Raw genomic sequence first — 23,303 nt, 5'->3', positions numbered from 1 at the left:
AATCATGAAACAGTGCACGCACGCCGACGCGCTGCCGCACCCGGAACCCGAGGCGCTGAACGAGACGTGCCCGGAGTGTCTGGCGGAAGGCATGCACCCCGTACAACTGCGGCTCTGTCTCAGCTGCGGGCACGTCGGCTGCTGCGACTCATCGCCAGGGAGGCATGCGACAGAACACCACAAGGAGTCCGGTCACCCGGTGATGCGGACCTTCGAGCCGGGCGAGGAATGGCGTTGGTGCTTCGTCGACCACGTACTCGTGTGACCCTGGATCCGGACGGTTCGACCGTCTGACGTCTGGGTACGTCAACCCGGCGCGCGCTCTTCCCAATTGGAGCCGCAGACCCCTAGACACGGAGCGTGTCCACAGGTTTACTGTGAGTGACGGCAAGGGGTTGGGGTCCTGGGGACAGGAAAGTTCAGAGCGCGATAGCGTCACCGCTGAACCACACATCGCGTTACCCCGGGGGGCGACCCTCGGCCCCGAGAAGCTTGTACCACCTTGGAGGTGAGGGTGTCCCAGATCGCAGGCGAGCCCGCGACCCAGGACTTCGTGGAAGTCCGGCTGCCGGCCGCGGGTGCCTACCTGTCGGTGCTGCGTACGGCGACTGCCGGCCTCGCGGCCCGTTTGGACTTCACCCTCGACGAGATCGAGGACCTGCGCATCGCGGTGGACGAGGCCTGCGCGATCCTGCTCCAGCAGGCCGTGCCAGGCTCGGTGCTCAGCTGTGTCTTCCGACTCGTCGACGACTCACTCGAGGTCACCGTCTCGGCCCCGACCACGGACGGCCACGCCCCCTCCAGGGACACCTTCGCCTGGACCGTCCTGTCGGCCCTCGCGGGCAAGGTCTCCTCCGCCGTGGACGAGGACAAAACCGTTTCGATCAGCCTCTACAAACAGCGCGGCGCGGGACCCGGGCCGGCGTGAGGAACGGGGACGGGCCGGTGCGGGACGAAGAGCGCGGCACACGGGAGCTGCCGGACGGCGCTGCCCCCTTCTCGGACGCGGCCGAGACCCTGGGGGCGGGCCCGAGCGGTCCGAGCGGTTCCCGACGCATGGCGGACGGCATCGACGGCATCCCCGAGCAGGCCCGGCCGCACCCGGAGGACGACTCCGTGGAGGCCGGCCTCCTGGCCGAGGGACGGGATGACGAAGGTGCCGTGCAGGGCGCGCCTCTGGGCGGGCGGATGGGGGTCTCCCCAGTCCGAGTAGAGGCGAGGGCTCGGGAGAGGGCAACGGGCGGGACGATGAGCGAGCACCAGCGAAACGCCGAGGACGAGGCGATGAGCACGCACAGCGTGCAGGCCACGCAGCACGACCCTCAGGACCGCAGCGGGGCGCGCGCCATGTTCGTCGAGCTGCGCAAGCTGCAGGACGGCAGCGCCGAGTACGCGGAGCTGCGCAACCGGCTGGTCCGGATGCACCTGCCGCTCGTCGAGCATCTCGCGCGTCGCTTCCGCAACCGCGGCGAGCCGCTGGACGACCTCACCCAGGTCGCCACCATCGGTCTGATCAAGTCGGTCGACCGGTTCGACCCGGAGCGCGGCGTCGAGTTCTCGACGTACGCGACCCCGACTGTCGTCGGTGAGATCAAGCGGCACTTCCGTGACAAGGGCTGGGCGGTCCGCGTTCCACGCAGGCTCCAGGAGCTGCGCCTGGCACTGACGACGGCCACCGCCGAGCTGTCCCAGCAGCACGGCCGCTCCCCCACGGTCCATGAACTCGCCGAGAAGCTGTCGATCTCGGAGGAGGAGGTCCTGGAGGGCCTGGAGTCCGCCAACGCGTACTCCACGCTGTCCCTGGACGTCCCCGACACGGACGACGAGTCCCCGGCGGTCGCGGACACCCTCGGCGCGGAGGACGAGGCGCTGGAGGGCGTCGAGTACCGCGAGTCCCTCAAGCCGCTGCTGGAAGACCTTCCACCGCGCGAGAAGCGGATCCTGTTGCTGCGTTTCTTCGGCAACATGACCCAGTCGCAGATCGCGCAGGAGGTCGGGATCTCCCAGATGCACGTGTCCCGCCTGCTGGCGCGCACGCTGGCGCAGCTGCGGGAGAAGCTGCTGGTGGAGGAGTGACGGCCGTCGGCTACTGCTGATCCGGCGTGTTGCCGGGCCCCCGGATCCCGAGGGCCTCGGTCGTCGCCGGATTGACCAGAAGGACGAGCGTGGCGACCGCGATCACGGCGATCACGATGCCCGCCGGGATGGCGATGCTGTCCGCCTGCAACAGGCTGTAGGCCACCGGCAGCGCCAGGATCTGCGTAATGATGGACGGCCCCCGGCTCCAGCTGCGCAAGCCGAACAGCCCCCGCGCGGCGAGCAACGGCAACAGCGCGAGCGCGACCAGCGTCACCCCGAGCGTGACGGCCTGCTGCCGGTCGTCCGGATCCCCGGCAACCCCCAGCACGAGCACCCACACGCCCCCGACGGCAAGGCCCACACCTTCCAGCGCGGTCAGCACGGCCGCATACGTCAGCCGCCGCGGTCGCGGGACGGTGGTTTCCGGGGTGGCGGGGCTCTGCTCCTTGGTCACCCCTGAAGGGTAGTCCTCCACTACATCGCCTCACCGGCCAGGACCGCCAAGGCAGACCGGCACCACCCATCCCGTCCGGCGTTTGAGGACGAGGCAGCGAGCGGCACCCAATAGCCCGGCCCAACCGGCGGAGCCCCCCGTGTTGAGGCTCACGCTGCATCTCTTACCTGATCCCCACCTCGACCTGTGCCCGGTACCCCCCAGTAGGTACGCTGCAACCCATGCGTGCACTTCTCGTGGTCAATCCGGCAGCAACCACCACAAGCGCACGTACGCGCGATGTCCTGATCCATGCGCTCGCCAGCGAGATGAAACTCGAGGTTGTCACCACGGAGTACCGCGGCCATGCCCGCGACCTGGGCCGACTGGCCGCGGACAGCGACGACGTCGACCTGGTGGTCGCGCTCGGTGGCGACGGCACGGTGAACGAGGTCGTCAACGGACTGTTGCACAACGGCCCCGACCCGGACCGCCTCCCCCGCCTCGCCGTCGTCCCCGGCGGCTCCACCAACGTCTTCGCCCGCGCGCTCGGTCTGCCCAACGACGCCGTGGAGGCGACCGGCGCCCTGCTCGACGCCCTGAGCGAGGGCAGCGAACGTACGGTCGGCATGGGCATAGCGGCGGGCACGCCGGGCACCGAGGACGAGGCGGCTCCGGCCAGATGGTTCACCTTCTGCGCGGGGCTCGGCTTCGACGCGGGTGTCGTCGGCCGGGTCGAGCAGCAGCGCGAACGGGGCAAGAAATCCACACACGCCCTTTACCTGCGCCAGGTGGTACGCCAGTTCCTCCAGGAGCCCAACCGCCGGCACGGCACGATCACGCTGGAGCGGCCGGGCCAGGACCCGGTGACCGATTTGGTGCTGTCCATAGTCTGCAATACCGCTCCGTGGACATATTTGGGCAATCGCCCGGTGTACGCGGCCCCTAAGGCCTCGTTCGATACCGGTCTCGACGTACTCGGTCTCAGCCGTATGTCCACGGTCGCGGTTGCCCGGTATGCGACCCAGTTGCTCACTTCGTCCCCCGAGCGCGGGGCCCGTGGCAAGCATGCGGTCACACTCCACGACCTGGACCAGTTCACCTTGCATTCGAAGGTGCCGTTGCCCCTCCAGATGGACGGCGACCACCTCGGGCTGCGTACGAGCGTGACGTTCACAGGCGTACGCCGTGCACTGCGTGTGATTGTGTGAGCGGAACGGGCTAAAGTCCTTTCACTCGAACGTTTAGGCCAGGATCCACCCCATGGAAGTACGGCTGTGACCTAGTCGACACCGAGGAATCAAAAAAAACTTTCCGGAAGGGGTTGTATCCGTCGCTGAGGTTTGCGAGTCTCTACGTGGCGATCGGGACGGCCCGCAGGACCGGCCTCCACTGATCACCGGAATCCCCCTTCAAATCACAGGACCCACGCCAGGGAACCTGGCGGTTGGCCCTTCACTTGTTGAGGGATTCGTGAAAGCGTTCACATTCACAAGCAATCAGCACGTAATACCAAGGAGAGGTAGCAGCCATGGACTGGCGTCACAACGCCGTTTGCCGCGAGGAAGACCCCGAGCTCTTCTTCCCCATCGGCAACACCGGTCCTGCGCTGCTGCAGATCGAGGAAGCCAAGGCCGTCTGCCGTCGCTGCCCTGTCATGGAGCAGTGCCTGCAGTGGGCGCTCGAGTCCGGTCAGGACTCCGGCGTCTGGGGTGGTCTCAGCGAGGACGAGCGCCGCGCCATGAAGCGCCGCGCCGCCCGCAACCGGGCCCGTCAGGCCTCCGCCTGACAACACCCGCCCCGCAAACAGCCTGAGCTTGGCGGCGCGTACAGCGAGTACGCATCTCCCGCCCCCGAGCCGCAGCGCGCAGTACCCCCGATGCGCAGCAAACGCTGGCAACGAGCATGTTGAGCCCCAGCCCCCTGAACGGGCTGGGGCTCTTTGCTGTCCGCGACGCGCCGACGGTACGGCGGTGGGTCTACTTGTGCGCCCGCACCGGGATGTCGAGGATCACCCGGGTCCCCCGCTCCGGCGCCGGGACCATGTCGAACGTGCCGCCCAACTCGCCCTCCACCAGGGTCCGTACGATCTGGAGCCCGAGGTTGCCGGCGGTGTGCGGGTCGAAGCCCTCGGGCAGACCCACGCCGTCGTCCTGGACGGTGACCAGGAGGCGGGCCTGCTTGGTCGTACCGCCGCGGACGGCCGAGACCTCGACCGCTCCGGTGTCACCCTCGCGGAAGCCGTGCTCCAGGGCGTTCTGAAGGATCTCGGTCAGGACCATCGACAGGGGCGTGGCGACCTCGGCGTCCAGGATGCCGAAGCGGCCGGTGCGCCGGCCGGTGACCTTGCCGGGCGAGATCTCGGCGACCATCGCCAGCACCCGGTCGGCGATCTCGTCGAACTCCACGCGCTCGTCGAGGTTCTGGGAGAGGGTCTCGTGCACGATCGCGATCGAGCCGACCCGCCGTACCGCCTCCTCCAGGGCCTCGCGGCCGCGGTCGGACTCGATGCGCCGGGCCTGGAGGCGGAGCAGGGCGGCCACCGTCTGGAGGTTGTTCTTCACCCGGTGGTGGATCTCCCGGATGGTGGCGTCCTTGGTGATCAACTCGCGCTCGCGGCGGCGCAGTTCGGTCACGTCCCGCAGTAGCACCAGCGAACCGATGCGGGTGCCCTTGGGCTTGAGCGGGATCGCCCGGAACTGGATGACGCCGTCGCCCGACTCGATCTCGAACTCGCGGGGAGCCCAGCCGCTGGCGACCTTGGCGAGGGCCTCGTCCACCGGCCCGTGGGTCGGGGCGAGTTCGGCGGTGGTCATGCCCAGGTGGTGGCCGACGAGGTCGGCGGCGAGGCCGAGGCGGTGGTAGGCGGACAGCGCGTTCGGCGAGGCGTACTGGACGATGCCGTCGGCGTCGACGCGGATCAGGCCGTCGCCGACGCGCGGCGAGGCGTCCATGTCGACCTGCTGATTGGCGAACGGGAACGATCCGGCCGCGATCATCTGCGCGAGGTCCGATGCGCTCTGGAGGTATGTCAGCTCCAGGCGGCTCGGGGTGCGGACGGTCAGCAGGTTGGTGTTGCGGGCGATGACGCCCAGGACGCGCCCGTCCCGGCGTACCGGAATCGACTCGACGCGGACCGGTACCTCCTCGCGCCACTCGGGGTCGCCCTCGCGCACGATGCGGCCCTCGTCGAGCGCGGCGTCCAGCATCGGGCGGCGGCCGCGCGGGACGAGATGGCCGACCATGTCGTCCTGGTACGAGGTCGGGCCGGTGTTCGGCCGCATCTGGGCGACGGAGACATAGCGGGTGCCGTCGCTGGTGGGGACCCACAGGACGAGGTCGGCGAAGGAGAGGTCGGAGAGCAGCTGCCACTCCGACACCAGCAGGTGGAGCCACTCGAGGTCGGAGTCGTCGAGGGCCGTGTGCTGGCGTACGAGTTCGTTCATGGAGGGCACGTGGCCGAGCGTACCTGGCGGTACGGACATGGTCCGAAACCAGCCATCGCGGAGGCGATCCTGGCGATGAAGGGCCCTGGAAACACCCGCGGGCCGCGGCGCCTGAGAGGGACCCTCAACCCTCCCGGCACCGCAGCCCGGAGCAACATCGGCCATGGGGTGTGCGGTCCCGGTCGGCCGAAGGATGAGGACCCGGGGCAGTCAGGGCAGAGAGCTCCGGTTCCTCGGTCCGTCCTCCTGTGCGGGGAGGACGGAAGTCGGTGCGTTCTCGTACTACGCACTCCTCCGCAATTGTGGACTAGACCACTCCGGTGTGTCCATGCGTTGGAGCCTGTTTGCTGTTGACGCTTCTTCGCGGGGCTCCGACCAGTTGGAGGACTAGTAGGACGCCCTGGTATCCATCACGCAGCCTAACCCGTGTGGGTTCATGTGCGGGGCCAGTTGGCCATGGCAATTTCCGCGAGCGCCGCCGGTTCCTCCCGGCTCGCCCCGTCCCGCGCCTGTTGTGAGGGGCGTTCTCAGCGGGTCTCCGTCACCTTCGCAAGTGCCCGCGGTGCGTCCGGGTCCTGGCCCCGGGCGATGGTGACCTCGTACGCCAGGAGTTGGAGCGGGAGGATCTCCAGGATCGGCTGGAGCTCCTCGGCCAAGCCGTCGGTGGGCAGGACGAAGCCCGCCGAGGCCCGCTCGACCTGGTGGCGGGCGCCGATGACGACCAGGTCGGCACCGCGGCCGCGAAGCCGGTCGAGGACGGGCTGGAGGGCCTCGCCGCCCTTGCCGTCGGTGACGACCGCGATGACCGGGGAGACGTTGTCGACCATGGCGAGCGGGCCGTGCAGGAGGTCGGCGCCGGAGTAGGCGAGGGCCGGGATGTAGCTGGTCTCCATCAGCTTGAGTGCGGCCTCCTTGGCGGTGGGATAGCCGTAGCCGCGGGAGGTGATCACCATGCGCTCGGCGAAGCGGTAGCGGGCGGCGAGGGCGCGGACCTCGTCCTGCCGGGCGAGTGTCTGCTCGGCGAGGTCGGGGAGCACCTTGGCGGGGGTGCCGTCACCGCCGCTCAGGCCTTCGACGAAGAGGTACAGGGCCAGCAGGGAGGCCGTGTAGGTCTTGGTCGCTGGGAGGGCCCGTTCGGGTCCGGCCATGATGTCGAGGTGGTACTCGGAGACGGCGGCCAGCGGGGAGTCGGGATTGTTGGTCACCGCGAGCGTGATCGCGCCGGCCTCGCGGGCGGCCCGGGTCGAGGCGACCAGGTCCGGGGAGCCGCCGGACTGGCTGACGGTGACGACGAGGACGTCGGTGAGGTCGGGGCGGGCGCCGTAGGCGGTGGTGGTCGACATCGAGGTCAGGCCGCACGGCAGGCCGAGGCGGATCTCCAGGAGGTACTTGGCGTAGAGGGCGGCGTTGTCGGAGGTGCCGCGGGCGGTGAGCAGGACGAAGCGTGGTGCGCGGGCGGCGATCTCCTGGGCGACCCGGCGGATGGCGGGGGCGCCGTGGGAGAGGACGCGGCGCAGTACGGCGGGCTGTTCGGCCATCTCGCGGGCCATGATCAGGCCGGGGAGTTCGTTGTGCGGGGCGTGGGGGTCGGGAGGGTACGGCGTCGTGGTGGTCATGGGCCCTTCCTGCTCTCGCACTCGTCGTGCCGGGCATGGCGTCCGGCGCCTCGGACGGACAGTCTCCATTCCACTCCCCCACGGGGGATGACGCCTTCCCGACGGGCTCCCGAAATGTCCGCGGGGCTTGCGTTCACCTGGGCTGCGGGGCTCCGCTCTGTTAGATTGGTCTAAACCACATGGCCCTTCAGGGTGCCCTTCGAGTCCCTCTTCAGATCGGCAGGCCCAGCGTGGAAGTTGTCATCGTTCCGGACGCCCAGGCGGGTGGCGAGCTGATAGCCGAGGCCATGGCCCGGCTGCTCGCGCGCAAGCCCGACGCCGTGCTCGGTGTGGCCACCGGGTCGACCCCGCTGCCCATCTACACGGCGCTCGCGGCCAAGGTGCGCTCCGGTGCCGTGAACGCCTCGCGGGCACGGATCGCGCAGCTGGACGAATATGTGGGGCTGCCCGCCGAGCACCCGGAGTCGTACCGGTCGGTGCTGCGGCGTGAGGTGCTGGAGCCGCTCGGGATCGGGATGGACGCGTTCATGGGGCCGGACGGTACGGCGGCGGACGTGCAGGGGGCGTGCGAGGCGTATGACGTGGCGCTGGCCGAGGCGGGGGGTGTGGACCTGCAGTTGCTCGGGATCGGGACCGACGGGCACATCGGGTTCAACGAGCCCTGTTCGTCGCTGGCCTCGCGGACGCGGATCAAGACGCTGACCGAGCAGACCCGGATCGACAACGCGCGGTTCTTCGACGGGGACATCGAGCAGGTGCCGCACCACGTCATCACGCAGGGGATCGGGACGATCCTGGAGGCACGGCACCTGGTGCTGCTGGCCACCGGCGAGGGCAAGGCGGACGCCGTCGCCGCGACCGTCGAGGGGCCGGTCGCGGCCGTCTGTCCGGCCTCGGCGCTCCAACTGCACCCGCACGCCACGGTCGTCGTCGACGAGGCCGCCGCGTCCAAGCTGAAGCTGGCCGACTACTTCCGGCACACGTACGCCAACAAGCCGGACTGGCAGGGGATCTAGACACCCCACCGCGGAGACGGAGCCCGGCCGCTCAGCCCTGAGGGGCGGCCGCCTCGTCGTCGGCCGGCTCGTCCCGGGCGGCCAGGCCCGCCACCCACAGCGGCATCAGCCAGTGGACCGTGAGGACGGCGACGAGGGCGGGGGCCGCGTAGACCCGGAGGGCCTCGCCGTCGGCCGCGCCCGCCGCCAGCAGGCCGACCACGGAACCGAGCAGCAGCCAGGTCATCAGGCGGTGGGCTCGGGCGAGCACCCGCCTGCGTTCCGCCGACTGGCGCTCGTCCAGGACGTGTTCGCGCAGTTCCATCAGGCCCCGGGTGGCGCCGTTGATCACGCCGGTCGCCACCATCCAGGGCAGCATGAGCACCAGGCCGACGGCGGCGGACCACACCGGCTCGGCACGCGCGAGGCAGAAGTACCCGATCAGCGCCACGATGGCCACGGTGAGCGTGACATGCGTGGCGACGACCAGACGTCGGCGGGTGGCCGTGGCGTAGAGCGGGAGCGCCCGGCGGTCGTTCATCAGCCGCAGCATGCTCCGGTCGTGGCGCGTCAGGCGTGTGGTCGTCATATCTGTTTCCTCCCGTAGACCTCGTCCGTGAGCGGGCGGAACGGTTCGAGGGAGAACAGGGCCTCGACCGGCAGCTCGAAGAACTTCGCGATCTTCAGAGCCAGGTCGAGGCTCGGGTTGTACTGCCCCCGCTCGATATAGCCGATGGTCTGGTAGTGGGCTCCCACTGCCTCGGCCAGGCTCTGGCGCGACACCTTGCGTTCGGCACGCACCATCGCCAATCTGTTGTGCACCTGCTCGCTCATGTATAAGAAGTACTACATTCAGAGGGAGGGGTGCAACAGCGAAGGCAGCCAACTGCGGCCAGGGCAGCCCGTGGTGGTCTCAGGTCCCGGCGATGACCTCCGCCGCCGCGCGTCCGCAGACGCGGGCCGCGCCGTGGGTGGCGATGTGCAGGGCGCCGCGGGGCTCGGCCTGTGGGACGCCCATTTCGACGACGACGGTGTCGGGGCGGGCGTGCAGCAGGGTGTCGAGGGCCGTCGCCATCCAGGGGTGGCGGTGTTCGTCGCGGACCACGGCCACCACGCGGCGTCCACCGGCCGCTTCCAGCGCCGCTCGCCCCGCGTCCTCGCCCGTGTAGCTGCCGGTCTCCGTGCCAGGGAGCAGGCGGGCCAGTTCGGCGGCGACGCCCCAGGGGGTCTCGTCGCCGACCGCGATGTTCGCCACCGGGGTGAAGGCGGCGACGTACGGCGGTTCGGTGAGGGGGGTGAAGGGGCCCGCGCCCTGCGCGCCGGTCACGGTCAACGCGCGCCGGGCCGCGACGAGGCCCACGTCCGGCCACCGGTCGCCGTCGGTCACCGGTGCCTCGGAGGCCGTCCAGCGGGCCAGTTCGCGTACCCGCTGCGCCGCTTCCGCGAGCCGTTCCTCGGGGAGTTCGCCCGAGCGGACCGCCGCGACCAGGGCGTCGCGCAGGCGGCGTACGGTCTCGTCGTCCGCCAGGCCGCCGCCCACGCAGATCGCGTCGGCGCCGGCCGCGACGGCGAGGACGCTGCCGCGTTCGATGCCGTAGGTGGCGGCGATGGCCTGCATCTCCATGCCGTCGGTGACGATCAGGCCGGTGTAGCCGAGCTCGCCGCGCAGGAGGTCGGTGAGGACCGGGCGGGAGAGGGTCGCCGGGTGGTCGGGGTCCAGGGCGGGGACGAGGATGTGCGCGCTCATCACCGCCCGGGTGCCGGCGGCCATGGCCGCGCGGAACGGGGCGAGTTCGCGGTCGGCCAGCACCGAGGCGTCCGCGTCGATGCGCGGGAGCGCGTGGTGGGAGTCGACGGCCGTGTCGCCGTGGCCCGGGAAGTGCTTGGTGCAGGCCGCCACGCCGGCCGACTGGAGGCCGGTGACGTAGGCCGCGGTGTGGCGGGCCACCAGCGCCGTGTCGGCGCCGAAGGAACGGACGCCGATCACCGGGTTGGCCGCGTTGGAGTTCACGTCGGCCGACGGGGCCCAGTTGAGGTTCACCCCGCAGGCGGCCAGGCGGCGGCCCAGTTCGAAGGCCACCTCCCGGGTCAGCTCCACGTCGTCCACCGCGCCCAGGGCGTGGTTGCCGGGGAAGCTGGAGCCGGTGCGCACCTCCAGCCGCGTCACATCACCCCCCTCCTCGTCGATCGCGACCAGCACGTCGTCCCGCTCGGCGCGCAACTGGGCGGTCAGCGCGGCCAGTTGCTCGGGCGAGGCGATGTTGCGGCCGAACAGGCCGACGGAGGCGAGGCCCTCGCCGAGACGGCGGAGCAGCCAGTCGGGGGCGGTGGTGCCGGTGAAGCCCGGCTGGAGCACGGTCAGGGCATCGCGCGTCAGAGTGTCGGTGCCGCTGGCGAATGTCGTCATCGGGGGGCGTTATCCCTTCACGGCGCCGGCCGTCAGGCCGCTGACAGCCTTGCGCTGCAGGAAGACGAAGAGGATCAGGATCGGGACGGCGAAGAGGGAGGACGCCGCCATCGTGGCGCCCCAGTCGTTGCCGAAGGCGGTCTGGAAGCTGGACAGCCACAGTGGCAGGGTCTGCGCCTCCGCCTCCTTGTTCAGCACCAGGACCAGCGGGAATTCATTCCATGCGGTGATGAAGCCGAACAGGGACGTGGACATCAGGCCCGGGGCCAGCAGCGGCAGGATGACCTTGCGGAACGCCTGGGCGCGGCCGCAGCCGTCGACCATCGCGGCCTCCTCCAGCTCCCGGGGCACGGCGGCGACGAAACCGCGCAGGGTCAGGATGGTGAAGGGCAGGATCATCATCATGTAGAAGACCGTCAGCGGCACGAGGCTGTTCAGCATCGAGGCGTCCCGCACGATCATGTACATCGCGATGATCATGACCTCCCACGGCGCCATCTGGGCCACCATGAAGCCGATGACGAACCCGCGCCGCCCCTTGAACCGCATCCGGGCGAGCGCGAAGGAACCGGCGAGCGCGACGACCAGGGCGAGGCCCACGGCGCAGAGCGTGACGATCAGCGAGTTGGCGACGTACGTCCAGAAGTGGTCGACGCCGATCGCCCGCTTGAAGTGCTCGAAGGTGACGTCGGTCGGGAACCACACCGGGTTCTCCGAGATGATGTCGCCGGTCGGCTTGAAGGCCGTGGAGAACATCCAGTAGACGGGGAAGACGAAGCCGATGAACAGGACGACGGCCGTGACGTTGGGCCACAGGCGGCCAAAGAGCGAGCGCTTCACAGCTCGTCCTCCTCTTGCTTGAGAACGATCCGCAGGTAGTACGCGGTGAGGCCGAGCAGGATCAGGATGGTCAGGACGGCGATGGCCGCGCCCATGCCGTAGTGCTGGTTGCCGACGCCCTCGATGTAGGCGTAGACGGGCAGGATCTCGGTGAGCCGGTCGGGGCCGCCGCCGTTGATGGTGAAGACCTGCACGAACGCCTTGAAGACCCAGATGACCTCCAGGAACGTCGTGGCGTAGAGGAACGGCCGCAGGAACGGCAGCGTCACCGTGGTGAAGCTCTTCCAGCCGCCGGCCCCGTCGAGCGCCGCGGCCTCGTAGAGCTCGCTCGGGATGGTGGTCGTGGCCGCGTAGAGGTTGATCGCGACGAACGGGATCGACATCCAGACGATCAGGACCGTCACCACGAAGAACGTCGACATCTGGCTGCTGGTCCAGCTGTAGTCGGCCATGGAGTGCCAGCCCAGCTTGTCCAGCACCCAGTTGACGACGCCGAAGCGCTGCGCGAACAGCCACTGGTAGACGGTGGTGGCGGCGACCACGGGCATCGCCCAGGCCAGCACGAGCCCGATCAGCAGCGTGACCCGCATCCGCTTGCCGAGGCGGGCGAGCAGCAGGCCGACCAGCGCGCCCACGACCATGATCAGGGCGACGTTGACCGCCGTGAACAGGATCGAGCGCAGGGTGACGCGCCAGAAGTCCTCGCCGGTGAGGACCTCCTTGTAGTTGTCGACGCCGTTCCACTCGGTGACGTGCTGGATCAGCTGCGCCATGTTGAGGTTCTGGAACGACAGCAGCACGTCCTTCACCAGCGGCCAGCCGAGCAGCAGCACGGTGGCCGCGCAGGCGGGCAGCAACAGGAGGTACGGGGTGAGCGCGCCGGCGCGGAACGCGGCACGGGGCCGCGGCCCGGCGGGCCCGCTCTCATCCCTCTTGGTCACGTCCACCGGGCCGGAGGGCGGCCGTTCGGTCTGCACGGTCATGCTCGCGATCTCTCTTCTCGACCTACGTACGTAGACCCGCGTGCGGTCGCCGGGGCGGGGGGCGCCATGCGCATCCCCCACCCCGGCGCGAACACCGGCGCCTTGCTGCGGCTGGTTACTGCTGCTGCGCCAGGCGCTTGTTGAACTCGTCCTCGACCTGCTTGGCGGCCTCGGCCGGGGACTTGCCGTTCAGCACGGCGGTCATGTACGTCTTGACCGGGTTGGGCGCGTTCTCCACGGCGGCCCACTCGGGGATCAGCGGCGTGGTGCCACCGCCCGCGGCGGCCGGCGCGGCGGCCTCGGCGACGGCGTTGCCCTTGAGGTTGGTCTGCAGCGCCGCCTTGTTGGGGATGACACCGTTGAGCTTGGCCAGCTCGCCCTCGTACTGGTCGGACAGGGCGATCCGCAGGAATTCCTTGGCCAGCTCCTGCTTCTGGCTGCCCGCGGCGACCGCGAGGTTGGAGCCGCCGAGGAAGACGCCCTCGGGCTTGTCGGCCGTGGCACCCGGGATGGTGAAGTAGCCGATCTCCTTCTCGATCTTCGGGTTGGCCTTGACGGCGATGCCGGCCTCCCAGCCCATGCCGATGAAGGCACCGACGTTGCCCTTGCCGAAGACCTCGCCCTGCTGCGGGGTGGCCTCGTCCTTGTCCTTGGGGGCCTTGGACAGCGCCTGGAACTTCTTGTACGTCTCCATGGCGGCGGCGATCTTCGGGTCGGCGAGGTTGGAGACGTACTTGTCGCCGTCCTTCTTCACCAGCTCGGCGCCCTCGCCGATGGTCAGGCCGACGAAGTGGTACCAGTTCTGGCCCGGCAGGTAGATGGGCTCGGCGTCGGTCTTCTCACCGATCTGCTTGAGGTCGGCGTAGAACTCGTCGCGGGTCTTGGGGGTGTCCTTGATGCCCGCCTCGGCCCAGATCTTCTTGTTGTAGAGGACGACGCGGTTGGCGAAGTACCACGGAGCGGCGTACTGCTTGCCGTCGTAGATGGAGGACTCGTTCAGGGACGCGGTCCAGTCGGCGCCGATCTCGGTCTTGAGGTCGGCGAGGTCGGCGAGGCCGCCGGTCTTGGCGTAGGCCGGGGTCTGGGTGTTGCCGATCTCGAAGACGTCCGGCGGGTTCTCCTCGGACAGGGCGGTGGTCAGCTTCTGCTGGATGCCGTTCCACTGCTGGACCTCGAACTTGACCTTGGCCTTGGTCTTCTTCTCGAAGGCCGCGGCCACGTCCTTCTGCCACTGGTCCGGGGAGGAGCCGTCCATCACCCACACCGTGAGCGTCTGGCCCGCGAACCCGTCCGCCCCGGCCTTGTCCCCGCCGTCGCCGTTGTCGCCCCCGCACGCCGCCAGGGAGATCATCATGCCCGCGACACCGATCGCGGATATCAGCTTGCGCTTCACGCCACCCTCCTCAGGGATGCCCACACCTCCCCCGCCCACAGGCCGGGACCTGGACCAATGGTGTAGACCAGTAGGGGGAGCTTGGACCAGACCACGAAGCGTGTCAAGGGTGGCCGAATAGCCTCTGACCAGCCGTTATGGGACCTACATATGCAGGAACCTTTAAGTAAGAAGGCAGCGAAAACAGCCGCGCCGGAGTACTCTCGTCCGCTAGACCACTCGGCGCTGTGGACTAGACCAAAAGAGGCGGCGACGGGTATACAGAAGGGATCACGAGGTGACCCTCCTCCGGAGCCGGGAAGGCAGGCCATGAGTACCGACGTCAGCAGTGCGGAGAACGAGGGTGGGGCAGGCGTTCGTACCGCACGCGTGCCCAAGTACTACCGCCTGAAGAAGCACCTGCTCGACATGACGGAGACGCAGTCGCCCGGCACCCCGGTCCCGCCCGAGCGCACGCTGGCCGCCGAGTTCGACACCTCCCGCACGACCGTGCGCCAGGCCCTCCAGGAGCTGGTCGTCGAGGGCCGCCTGGAGCGCATCCAGGGCAAGGGCACGTTCGTCGCCAAGCCGAAGGTCTCGCAGGCGCTGCAACTAACCTCGTACACCGAGGACATGCGCGCCCAGGGCCTGGAACCCACCTCGCAGCTCCTGGACATCGGTTACATCACCGCCGACGACCGCCTCGCCGAGCTGCTCGACATCACCGCCGGCGGCCGGGTGCTGCGCATCGAGCGGCTGCGCATGGCGAACGCCGAGCCGATGGCCATCGAGACGACCCACCTGAGCGCCAAGCGCTTCCCCGCCCTGCGCCGCTCCCTGGTCAAGTACACCTCCCTGTACACCGCGCTCGCCGAGGTCTACGGCGTCCATCTCGCCGAGGCCGAGGAGACCATCGAGACCTCCCTGGCCACCCCGCGCGAGGCCGGCCTGCTCGGCACCGACGTGGGCCTGCCGATGCTGATGCTGTCCCGGCACTCGCTGGACCGGGAAGGACAGCCGGTGGAGTGGGTGCGATCGGTGTACCGGGGCGACCGGTACAAGTTCGTGGCGAGGTTGAAGCGGCCGCAGGACTGAGGGGCGGCACGCGCGGGCCGGCTGGGGGCCCGGGGGCTATCCCCCGCGACGACGCAGCGTGGCGAGGTTGAAGCGGCCGCAGGACTGAGGGGCGGTACGCGTGGGGTCGGCTGGGGGTCCGGGGGTTATCCCCCGGGACGATGCAGCGTGGCGAGGTTGAAGCGGCCGCAGGACTGAGGGGCGGTACGCGCGGGCCGGCTGGGGGTCCGGGGGCTATCCCCCGGGACGACGCAGCGTGGCGAGGGTGAAGCGGCCGCAGGACTGAGGGGCGGTACGCGTGGGGTCGGCTGGGGGTCCGGGGGTTATCCCCCGCGACGATGCAGCGTGGCGAGGTTGAAGCGGCCGCAGGACTGAGGGGCGGCACGCGTGGGGTCGGCTGGGGGTCCGGGGGTTATCCCCCGCGACGATGCAGCGTGGCGAGGTTGAAGCGGCCGCAGGACTGAGGGGCGGTACGGGTTCGAGCGGATGCGGACCGGCCGTCAGGAGGCGGACCGCGCCAGGGGTTCCGCTGCCGCCGTACACACCAATCCTCCACATCCGATATGCGGACAGGGTCTTCCGCTGTAGTTGCACCGTCACCTACATTGCCCGGGCGTTTCACAGGTGATCAGTGAGGGGACGGAGCCGTCAGATGTCAGATGCCCCAGAGGTGAACAGAGGGCTGGTGACACCCGTCCGGGTCGTCATCGCGCTCTGCCTCATCGCGCCCTTTGTGGCGATGTTGTGGGTCGGTTCGTACGCCAAGGCGGATCCGGAGTTCGCCGGCATCCCGTTCTTCTACTGGTACCAGATGCTGTGGGTCCTGGTCTCCACGCTGCTGACGATGGTCGCGTACAAGCTGTGGCAGCGTGACCAGCGCGCCCGTGCCTCCCAGAAGGGCGGTGCGTCGGAATGAACGACGGCGTGAACGGCGTCGCGCTCGGCGTCTTCATCTTCTTCTTCCTGGCCGTGACGGTCATGGGTTTCCTGGCCGCGCGCTGGCGCAAGGCCGAGAACGAGCACAGCCTCGACGAATGGGGCCTGGGCGGCCGATCCTTCGGCACCTGGGTGACCTGGTTCCTGCTCGGCGGTGACCTGTACACGGCGTACACCTTCGTGGCGGTCCCGGCGGCGATCTACGCGGCCGGCGCGGCGGGCTTCTTCGCGGTGCCGTACACGATCCTCGTCTACCCCCTGATCTTCACCTTCCTGCCCCGCCTGTGGTCGGTCTCCCACAAGCACGGCTACGTCACGACCTCGGACTTCGTGCGCGGCCGCTTCGGCTCGAAGGGCCTGTCGCTGGCCGTCGCGCTGACCGGCATCCTGGCGACGATGCCGTACATCGCGCTCCAGCTCGTCGGCATCCAGGCCGTGCTGGACGTGATGGGCATCGGTGGCGGCGAGAACACGAACTGGTTCATCAAGGACCTGCCGCTGCTCATCGCCTTCGGTGTGCTGGCCGCGTACACGTACTCCTCGGGTCTGCGCGCGCCCGCGCTGATCGCGTTCGTGAAGGACACGCTGATCTACATCGTCATCGCGGTGGCGATCATCTACATCCCGATCAAGCTGGGCGGTTTCGACGAGATCTTCGCCGCGGCGGACAAGAAGTACACGGAGGCCGGTGCCGGCGGCCTCATCCCGCCCGCGGCGGCCCAGTGGGGGTACGCCACGCTGGCGTTCGGCTCGGCGCTGGCGCTGTTCATGTACCCGCACTCGATCACGGCGACGCTCTCGTCGCGCAGCCGTGAGGTGATTCGCCGCAACACGACGATCCTGCCGCTGTACTCCCTGATGCTCGGCCTGCTGGCGCTGCTCGGCTTCATGGCCATCGCGGCCGGAGTTCTCGTCACCAACCCCCAGTTGGCGATCCCGCAGCTCTTCGAGAACATGTTCCCCGACTGGTTCGCGGGCGTGGCGTTCGCGGCGATCGGCATCGGGGCCCTGGTCCCGGCCGCCATCATGTCCATCGCGGCCGCGAACCTCTTCACCCGCAACATCTACAAGGACTTCATCAAGCCGGACGCGACGCCCGCCCAGGAGACCAAGGTCTCCAAGCTGGTCTCGCTGCTGGTGAAGGTGGGTGCGCTGATCTTCGTCCTCACCATGGACAAGACGGTCGCGATCAACTTCCAGCTCCTGGGCGGCATCTGGATCCTGCAGACCTTCCCGGCCCTGGTCGGCGGCCTGTTCACCCGCTGGTTCCACCGCTGGGCGCTGCTGGCCGGCTGGGCGGTCGGCATGGTCTACGGCACGGTCGCCGCGTACAACGTCTCCACGCCGACGCAGAAGCACTTCGGCGGCTCCTCGGCGGAGATCCCCGGCATCGGCGAGATCGGCTACATCGGCCTGACGGCGTTCGTGCTCAACGTCGTCGTCACGGTGGTCCTGACCTTCGTCCTGAAGGCCGCGAAGGCCCCCGAGGGCATCGACGAGACCAGCCCGGAGGACTACACGGCGGACGCCGGCGACCCGGGCGTCCAGGCGGAACTGCCGCCGGCGACGGCGGGCAAGTCCCACTGAGTCCCTGGACCTGACCTGAACTGACATCGGCGGGCTGTCGGAGAAATCCGGCGGCCCGTCGGCGTGTGTGTCGGGCACACTCACCCGCATGGACTTCCAGATTCGGCGCGCGAGCCCCGACGAGTACGACGCCCTCGGCGAGATCACCGCCCAGGCCTACCTCCAGGACGGTCTCCTCGACTTCGGCGAGAGCGACGAGTACGTCGGCGAGCTCAGGGACGTGGCCAAGCGGGCCGCAGCCGCTGACGTGCTGGTGGCCGTCGACAACGGCCGGCTGCTCGGCGGCGTGACCTTCGTGCCGAGCGGCGGTCCGATGGCCGACATAGCCCGCGCCGGGGAGGCCGAGATCCGGATGCTCGCCGTCGACCGGGCGGCGCGCGGCCGGGGTGCCGGCGAGGCTCTCGTACGTGCCTGCGTCGACCGCGCACGGGCCACGGAGACCTGTGCGCGTATCGTCCTGTCGACCCAGCGCACCATGCACAGCGCCCACCGCATCTACGAACGCCTGGACTTCGTCCGCACACCCGAGCGGGACTGGAACCCGGTCCCGCACCTGGACGACATCACTCTCCTCACCTACCAGTTGACGCTCTGAAACCAGCGCGACACAACATCTGGGGGTGACACGACAGCACGGCACAAGATGTATGCTCATGCTCGCTGTCGCCGCAGGGGAATCCGGTGCGAATCCGGAACTGTCCCGCAACGGTGTACTTGTGCATATCTGTTCCCAGAACCGTGCACAGGAGTCAGTCCGAGGACCTGCCGACAGCGCGCCCGGCCACCCGGCCGGTGCGCACTGACGTCCGGGCCTCGTGGAATGGGCCGGTGGACGCGACGCCGCGTGCGCTCGTGTGCTGCCCCCTGCCCTCCGCAAGGCCCCCGTGCCGAGCGAGGGAGAGCCCCCACGTGACCATCGCGCCAGCAGATCCGGCCTCAGCCGTCCCGACCGTCGCCATCGACGAGGACGCCCCCGGAACGGCCTTGCTGCGGACCCTCACCGAGCTGACCGCCGACCTCCCCGACGCCGACCCCGGGCGGGTCGCCGCCGCCGCGCTGCGCGGCCGGTCCGCCGCCGCGGACGAGGCGGAGTTGCGGGAGCTGGCGACGGAGGCCGCCGCCGGTCTGATCTCCGAGGACCCCGCCTACTCCCGGCTGGCCGCCCGGCTGCTCACCATCGGCATCCGCGCGGAGGCCGCCTCGCAGGGCGTCACGTCGTTCACCGAGTCGGTCGCGGTCGGCCACCGCGAGGGCCTCATCGCCGACCGGACCGCCGAGTTCGCGCGGATCCACGCGGCCCGCCTCGACGCCCTGGTCGACACGGCCGCCGACGACCGCTTCGGCTACTTCGGCCTGCGCACCCTGCACAGCCGCTACCTGCTCCGGCACCCGATCACCCGCAAGGTCATCGAGACGCCCCAGCACTTCATGCTCCGCGTCGCCGCCGGTCTCGCCGAGGACGACACCCCCCGGGCCCTGGACGAAGTCGCCGCGCTCTACGGGCTCATGAGCCGCCTCGACTACCTCCCCTCCTCCCCCACCCTCTTCAACTCCGGCACCCGGCACCCCCAGATGTCGTCCTGCTACCTCCTGGACTCCCCGCTCGATGAGCTGGACTCCATCTACGACCGCTATCACCAGGTCGCCCGCCTCTCGAAGCACGCCGGCGGCATCGGCATCGCGTACTCCCGCGTCCGCGGCCGCGGTTCGCTGATCCGCGGCACCAACGGGCACTCCAACGGCATCGTCCCGTTCCTGAAGACCCTGGACGCCTCGGTCGCCGCGGTGAACCAGGGCGGCCGGCGCAAGGGCGCGGCCGCGGTGTACCTGGAGACCTGGCACTCCGACATCGAGGAGTTCCTGGAGCTGCGCGACAACACCGGTGAGGACGCCCGCCGTACGCACAACCTGAACCTCGCGCACTGGGTGCCGGACGAGTTCATGCGCCGGGTCAACGCCGACGGCCTGTGGTCGCTGTTCTCCCCCGCCGACGTGCCCGAGCTGGTCGACCTGTGGGGCGAGGAGTTCGACGCCGCCTACCGCAAGGCCGAGGAGGCGGGCCTGGCGAAGAAGACCATCCCGGCCCGCGACCTGTACGGCCGGATGATGCGCACCCTCGCGCAGACCGGCAACGGCTGGATGACCTTCAAGGACGCCGCCAACCGCACCGCCAACCAGACCGCCCTGCCCGGCCATGTCGTCCACTCCTCCAACCTCTGCACGGAGATCCTGGAGGTCACGGACGACGGGGAGACGGCGGTCTGCAACCTGGGGTCCGTCAACCTCGGCGCGTTCGTCGACACGGCGACCGGCGACATCGACTGGGAGCGGCTGGACGCCACCGTGCGTACCGCCGTCACCTTCCTCGACCGCGTGGTCGACATCAACTTCTACCCGACCGAGCAGGCGGGCCGCTCGAACGCCAAGTGGCGGCCGGTGGGACTCGGCGCGATGGGGCTCCAGGACGTCTTCTTCAAGCTGCGGCTCCCCTTCGACTCGGCGGAGGCGAAGCAGCTCTCCACCCGGATCGCCGAGCGCATCATGCTGGCCGCCTACGAGGCGTCCACCGACCTCGCCGAGCGCAACGGCCCGCTGCCGGCCTGGGAGAAGACCCGTACCGCGCAGGGCGTCCTGCACCCCGACCACTTCCCGAACGCCGAACTCACCTGGCCCGAGCGCTGGGCGGCCCTGCGCGGCCGTATCGCCACCACCGGCCTGCGCAACTCCCTGCTCCTGGCCATCGCGCCCACCGCGACCATCGCGTCCATCGCCGGCGTCTACGAGTGCATCGAGCCCCAGGTCTCCAACCTGTTCAAGCGCGAGACGCTGTCCGGCGAGTTCCTCCAGGTCAACTCCTACCTGGTCGACGAGTTGAAGGCGCTCGGCGTCTGGGACGCCCGCACCCGTGAGGCGCTGCGCGAGTCGGGCGGCTCGGTGCAGGACTTCGCCTGGATCCCGACCGACGTGCGGGCCCTGTACCGCACGGCGTGGGAGATCCCGCAGCGCGGGCTCATCGACATGGCCGCCGCCCGGACCCCGTTCCTGGACCAGTCGCAGTCCCTGAACCTCTTCATGGAGACGCCGACCATCGGCAAGCTCTCCTCGATGTACGCGTACGCCTGGAAGTCGGGCCTGAAGACGACGTACTACCTGCGCTCGCGCCCGGCGACCCGCATCGCCCGCGCCGCCCAGGCCCAAGCCACCATCCCCGTACAGCAGCCGGCGCCCGAAGACGCCGTCGCCTGCTCCCTGGAAAACCCCGAGTCCTGCGAGGCCTGCCAGTAATGACCACCCCCACGAACACCCGTAACGCCAACCTCCTCGACCCGGGCTTCGAGCTGACCCTGCGCCCCATGCGCTACCCGGACTTCTACGAGCGCTACCGGGACGCCATCAAGAACACCTGGACCGTGGAGGAGGTCGACCTCCACTCGGACGTCGCCGACCTGGCGAAGCTGTCCGAGGGCGAGCAGCACATGATCGGCCGGCTGGTCGCGTTCTTCGCGACGGGCGACTCGATCGTGGCGAACAACCTGGTCCTGACGCTGTACAAGCACATCAACTCCCCCGAGGCACGCCTGTACCTGAGCAGGCAGCTCTTCGAGGAGGCCGTGCACGTCCAGTTCTACTTGACGCTGCTCGACACCTATCTGCCCGACCCGGAGGACAGGGCGGCGGCCTTCGACGCCGTCGAGAACATCCCGTCCATCCGCGAGAAGGCCGAGTTCTGCTTCAAGTGGATCAACGAGGTCGAGAAGCTGGAGAGCCTGCAGACCCAGGCCGACCGGCGCCGGTTCCTGCTGAACCTGATCTGCTTCGCGGCGTGCATCGAGGGCCTGTTCTTCTACGGCGCCTTCGCCTACGTCTACTGGTTCCGCAGCCGGGGGCTGCTGCACGGTCTGGCCACCGGCACCAACTGGGTGTTCCGCGACGAGACGATGCACATGTCCTTCGCGTTCGACGTGGTCGACACCGTCCGCAAGGAGGAGCCGGAGCTCTTCGACGACGAGCTCCAGCAGCAGGTCACCGACATGCTGAGGGAGGCCGTCGAGGCCGAGCTGCAGTTCGCGCGCGACCTGTGCGGTGACGGCCTCCCGGGGATGAACACCGACTCGATGCGGCAGTACCTGGAGTGTGTCGCCGATCAGCGCCTCACGCGCCTCGGCTTCGCTCCGGTGTACGGCTCCGAGAACCCCTTCTCCTTCATGGAGCTCCAGGGCGTTCAGGAGTTGACCAACTTCTTCGAGCGGCGTCCGTCGGCGTACCAGGTGGCGGTGGAGGGCACCGTCGACCTGGACGAGGACTTCTGAGAGCTGGTCTGCCGAGTCCTGACCTTGTCGCGTTCCTGGGCCTCCCTGATCTGACGGTCGATGCGCCGGTCGTGCACGATCCCGATCACTGACGGGAGGACCAGGAGGACGAGCATGCCGAGGACGACGACCATGGCGAGCAGTGTCTGTGTCTGTTCTGCAGTCATGACACCACTGTCGCGCCGGACACTCCTTACGAACAGTGGCAGGACTGCCGCACACCCTCGATTTACTGCCAGCTTCGAGGCACACTGGCAGCATGCTGAAGAACGTCGCCGCCGTCCTCCTCGACGGCGTACATCTCTTTGAAATGGGCGTCGTCTGCGAGGTGTTCGGCATCGATCGCAGCGACGAGGGGCTGCCCACCTACGACTTCGCGGTCGTCTCCGCCGAGGGGCCGACGCTCGGCACGCATGTCGGCGGGCTCACCGTCTCGACGCCGTACGGCCTGGAGCGGCTGGACGAGGCCGACCTGATCGCCGTACCGGCCGGCAGCGAGTACGTGACCCGCACCTATCCGCCCGAGCTGCTGGACGCCCTGGTCAGGGCGGTGGAGCGGGGCGCGCGGGTGCTCAGCGTCTGCTCCGGCGCCTTCGTGCTGGGCGCGGCGGGGCTGCTCGACGGGCGGCGGTGCAGTGTGCACTGGCGGCACGCCGAGGAGCTGGCCTCGCGGCATCCGCGGGCGGTCGTCGAGCCCGATGTGCTGTACGTCGACGAAGGGCCGGTGATCACCAGCGCCGGCACCGCCGCCGGCATCGACGCGTGTCTGCACATCGTGCGGCAGGAGCAGGGGCCCGAGGTCGCCAACAAGATCGCCCGGCGCATGGTGGTCCCGCCGCACCGGGACGGCGGACAGGCCCAGTACATCGCGCGCCCCCTGCCCCGCTCCCAGTGCGACACGGTCGGCGAGGTGCTGGCGTGGATGGAGCGGCACCTCGACGAGGAGGTCACCGTCGAGCAGCTCGCCGAGCGCGCGCTGATGTCGCCGCGCACCTTCGCCCGCCGCTTCCAGCAGGAGACCGGCACGACCCCCTACCGCTGGATCCTGCGCCAACGTGTGCTGCTGGCCCAGGAGTTGCTGGAGGCGACGGACGAGACGGTGGACACGATCGCCGGCCGGACCGGGTTCGGCACCGCGGCCGCGCTGCGCCATCAGTTCGTCCGGGCCCTGGGCACGACCCCGAACGCCTACCGACGGACGTTCCGGGGCCCCGAAGCCGCCTGA

General features: G+C 69.4%; 23 protein-coding genes, 1 pseudogene and 1 riboswitch. Of the genes and pseudogenes, 13 read left to right on the top strand and 11 right to left on the bottom strand.

The window, feature by feature from the left end; all coding sequences use genetic code 11:
• The first annotated feature begins 4 nt into the window (after positions 1-4).
• The 3 genes from ACZ4UU_RS25670 (at position 5) to ACZ4UU_RS25660 (ending at position 2,076) form a co-directional block, all read left to right on the top strand.
• Positions 5-265 (top strand): UBP-type zinc finger domain-containing protein, encoded by a 261-nt coding sequence (locus tag ACZ4UU_RS25670; protein ID WP_062717999.1) that lies wholly within the window; start codon positions 5-7, stop codon positions 263-265.
• A 249-nt stretch (positions 266-514) separates the two neighbouring features.
• Positions 515-928 (top strand): ATP-binding protein, encoded by a 414-nt coding sequence (locus ACZ4UU_RS25665; RefSeq protein ID WP_004925829.1) that lies wholly within the window; start codon positions 515-517, stop codon positions 926-928.
• A 17-nt stretch (positions 929-945) separates the two neighbouring features.
• Positions 946-2,076, top strand: coding sequence for an RNA polymerase sigma factor SigF (locus ACZ4UU_RS25660; protein WP_471905706.1), 1,131 nt, complete (start codon positions 946-948; stop codon positions 2,074-2,076).
• A gap of 10 nt (positions 2,077-2,086) precedes the next feature.
• Here the strand turns inward: ACZ4UU_RS25660 and ACZ4UU_RS25655 are convergent, their stop codons facing one another.
• A complete protein-coding gene (locus ACZ4UU_RS25655) occupies positions 2,087-2,533 on the bottom strand; it encodes a hypothetical protein (RefSeq protein WP_471905705.1) in 447 nt (148 codons plus the stop codon).
• Between the two features lie 221 nt (positions 2,534-2,754).
• Between ACZ4UU_RS25655 and ACZ4UU_RS25650 the strand changes: the two genes are divergently transcribed.
• Together ACZ4UU_RS25650 and ACZ4UU_RS25645 are read left to right on the top strand one after the other, a co-directional pair.
• Positions 2,755-3,723, top strand: a complete 969-nt coding sequence (locus ACZ4UU_RS25650) for a diacylglycerol/lipid kinase family protein (protein WP_471905704.1) — start codon at positions 2,755-2,757, stop codon at positions 3,721-3,723.
• A gap of 320 nt (positions 3,724-4,043) precedes the next feature.
• Complete coding sequence (locus ACZ4UU_RS25645) at positions 4,044-4,301, top strand: WhiB family transcriptional regulator (protein ID WP_016639615.1); 258 nt, start codon at positions 4,044-4,046, stop codon at positions 4,299-4,301.
• A gap of 190 nt (positions 4,302-4,491) precedes the next feature.
• Here ACZ4UU_RS25645 and ACZ4UU_RS25640 read toward each other — a convergent pair whose 3' ends face one another.
• The 3 genes and pseudogenes from ACZ4UU_RS25640 to ACZ4UU_RS25630 form a co-directional block, all read right to left on the bottom strand.
• On the bottom strand, positions 4,492-5,958 hold the full coding sequence (locus ACZ4UU_RS25640; protein ID WP_471905857.1) for a sensor histidine kinase: 1,467 nt from the start codon (positions 5,956-5,958) through the stop codon (positions 4,492-4,494).
• Between the two features lie 434 nt (positions 5,959-6,392).
• A pseudogene (locus tag ACZ4UU_RS25635) lies at positions 6,393-6,476 on the bottom strand (TetR/AcrR family transcriptional regulator); the annotation flags it as partial.
• Positions 6,477-6,485: 9 nt separating this feature from the next.
• Positions 6,486-7,574, bottom strand: coding sequence for an SIS domain-containing protein (locus ACZ4UU_RS25630; RefSeq protein ID WP_471905703.1), 1,089 nt, complete (start codon positions 7,572-7,574; stop codon positions 6,486-6,488).
• Between the two features lie 230 nt (positions 7,575-7,804).
• Between ACZ4UU_RS25630 and nagB the strand changes: the two genes are divergently transcribed.
• A complete protein-coding gene (gene nagB / locus ACZ4UU_RS25625; RefSeq protein ID WP_471905702.1) occupies positions 7,805-8,590 on the top strand; it encodes a glucosamine-6-phosphate deaminase in 786 nt (261 codons plus the stop codon).
• A gap of 31 nt (positions 8,591-8,621) precedes the next feature.
• On the opposite strand, the gene ACZ4UU_RS25620 is transcribed toward nagB, so the two are convergent.
• From ACZ4UU_RS25620 to ACZ4UU_RS25595, 6 genes are all read right to left on the bottom strand, one after another.
• Positions 8,622-9,158 (bottom strand): hypothetical protein, encoded by a 537-nt coding sequence (locus tag ACZ4UU_RS25620; protein ID WP_471905701.1) that lies wholly within the window; start codon positions 9,156-9,158, stop codon positions 8,622-8,624.
• Complete coding sequence (locus ACZ4UU_RS25615; protein ID WP_471905700.1) at positions 9,155-9,403, bottom strand: helix-turn-helix transcriptional regulator; 249 nt, start codon at positions 9,401-9,403, stop codon at positions 9,155-9,157. Before ACZ4UU_RS25615 ends, ACZ4UU_RS25620 begins: the two co-directional genes overlap by 4 nt.
• A 79-nt stretch (positions 9,404-9,482) precedes the next feature.
• Positions 9,483-10,976: a glycoside hydrolase family 3 protein gene (locus tag ACZ4UU_RS25610; protein WP_471905699.1), complete on the bottom strand. Its 1,494-nt coding sequence runs from the start codon at positions 10,974-10,976 to the stop codon at positions 9,483-9,485.
• A 9-nt stretch (positions 10,977-10,985) separates the two neighbouring features.
• Positions 10,986-11,816 carry a carbohydrate ABC transporter permease gene (locus ACZ4UU_RS25605; RefSeq protein WP_471905698.1) on the bottom strand — a complete coding sequence of 277 codons (831 nt, stop codon included), beginning with the start codon at positions 11,814-11,816 and terminating at the stop codon, positions 10,986-10,988.
• On the bottom strand, positions 11,813-12,799 hold the full coding sequence (locus ACZ4UU_RS25600; RefSeq protein WP_471905697.1) for a carbohydrate ABC transporter permease: 987 nt from the start codon (positions 12,797-12,799) through the stop codon (positions 11,813-11,815). Before ACZ4UU_RS25600 ends, ACZ4UU_RS25605 begins: the two co-directional genes overlap by 4 nt.
• A gap of 115 nt (positions 12,800-12,914) precedes the next feature.
• Positions 12,915-14,192 carry an extracellular solute-binding protein gene (locus ACZ4UU_RS25595; RefSeq protein ID WP_471905696.1) on the bottom strand — a complete coding sequence of 426 codons (1,278 nt, stop codon included), beginning with the start codon at positions 14,190-14,192 and terminating at the stop codon, positions 12,915-12,917.
• A gap of 309 nt (positions 14,193-14,501) precedes the next feature.
• On the opposite strand from ACZ4UU_RS25595, the gene ACZ4UU_RS25590 reads away from it, so the two are divergent.
• The 6 genes from ACZ4UU_RS25590 (at position 14,502) to ACZ4UU_RS25565 (ending at position 22,078) form a co-directional block, all read left to right on the top strand.
• Positions 14,502-15,266, top strand: a complete 765-nt coding sequence (locus ACZ4UU_RS25590; protein WP_471905695.1) for a GntR family transcriptional regulator — start codon at positions 14,502-14,504, stop codon at positions 15,264-15,266.
• Positions 15,267-15,897: 631 nt separating this feature from the next.
• Positions 15,898-16,161, top strand: coding sequence for a DUF3311 domain-containing protein (locus tag ACZ4UU_RS25585; protein WP_471905694.1), 264 nt, complete (start codon positions 15,898-15,900; stop codon positions 16,159-16,161).
• Positions 16,158-17,768, top strand: a complete 1,611-nt coding sequence (gene mctP / locus ACZ4UU_RS25580) for a monocarboxylate uptake permease MctP (RefSeq protein WP_471905693.1) — start codon at positions 16,158-16,160, stop codon at positions 17,766-17,768. Before ACZ4UU_RS25585 ends, mctP begins: the two co-directional genes overlap by 4 nt.
• Positions 17,769-17,856: 88 nt before the next feature.
• Entirely contained in the window at positions 17,857-18,363 is a 507-nt protein-coding gene (locus ACZ4UU_RS25575) for a GNAT family N-acetyltransferase (protein WP_471905692.1), read from the top strand.
• A gap of 42 nt (positions 18,364-18,405) precedes the next feature.
• Positions 18,406-18,575: riboswitch (cobalamin riboswitch) on the top strand.
• A 102-nt stretch (positions 18,576-18,677) separates the two neighbouring features.
• Entirely contained in the window at positions 18,678-21,053 is a 2,376-nt protein-coding gene (locus tag ACZ4UU_RS25570; protein ID WP_471905691.1) for a ribonucleoside-diphosphate reductase subunit alpha, read from the top strand.
• A complete protein-coding gene (locus ACZ4UU_RS25565; RefSeq protein ID WP_471905690.1) occupies positions 21,053-22,078 on the top strand; it encodes a ribonucleotide-diphosphate reductase subunit beta in 1,026 nt (341 codons plus the stop codon). Before ACZ4UU_RS25570 ends, ACZ4UU_RS25565 begins: the two co-directional genes overlap by 1 nt.
• Here the strand turns inward: ACZ4UU_RS25565 and ACZ4UU_RS25560 are convergent.
• Positions 21,991-22,245 (bottom strand): hypothetical protein, encoded by a 255-nt coding sequence (locus ACZ4UU_RS25560; protein WP_471905689.1) that lies wholly within the window; start codon positions 22,243-22,245, stop codon positions 21,991-21,993. The two genes, ACZ4UU_RS25565 and ACZ4UU_RS25560, sit on opposite strands and share 88 nt — an antisense overlap.
• Positions 22,246-22,337: 92 nt before the next feature.
• Between ACZ4UU_RS25560 and ACZ4UU_RS25555 the strand changes: the two genes are divergently transcribed.
• A complete protein-coding gene (locus ACZ4UU_RS25555) occupies positions 22,338-23,303 on the top strand; it encodes a helix-turn-helix domain-containing protein (RefSeq protein WP_471905688.1) in 966 nt (321 codons plus the stop codon).

The organism is Streptomyces sp. NPDC028907 (assembly GCF_055564995.1).
This window is presented reverse-complemented; position numbering and strand designations above follow the sequence as displayed.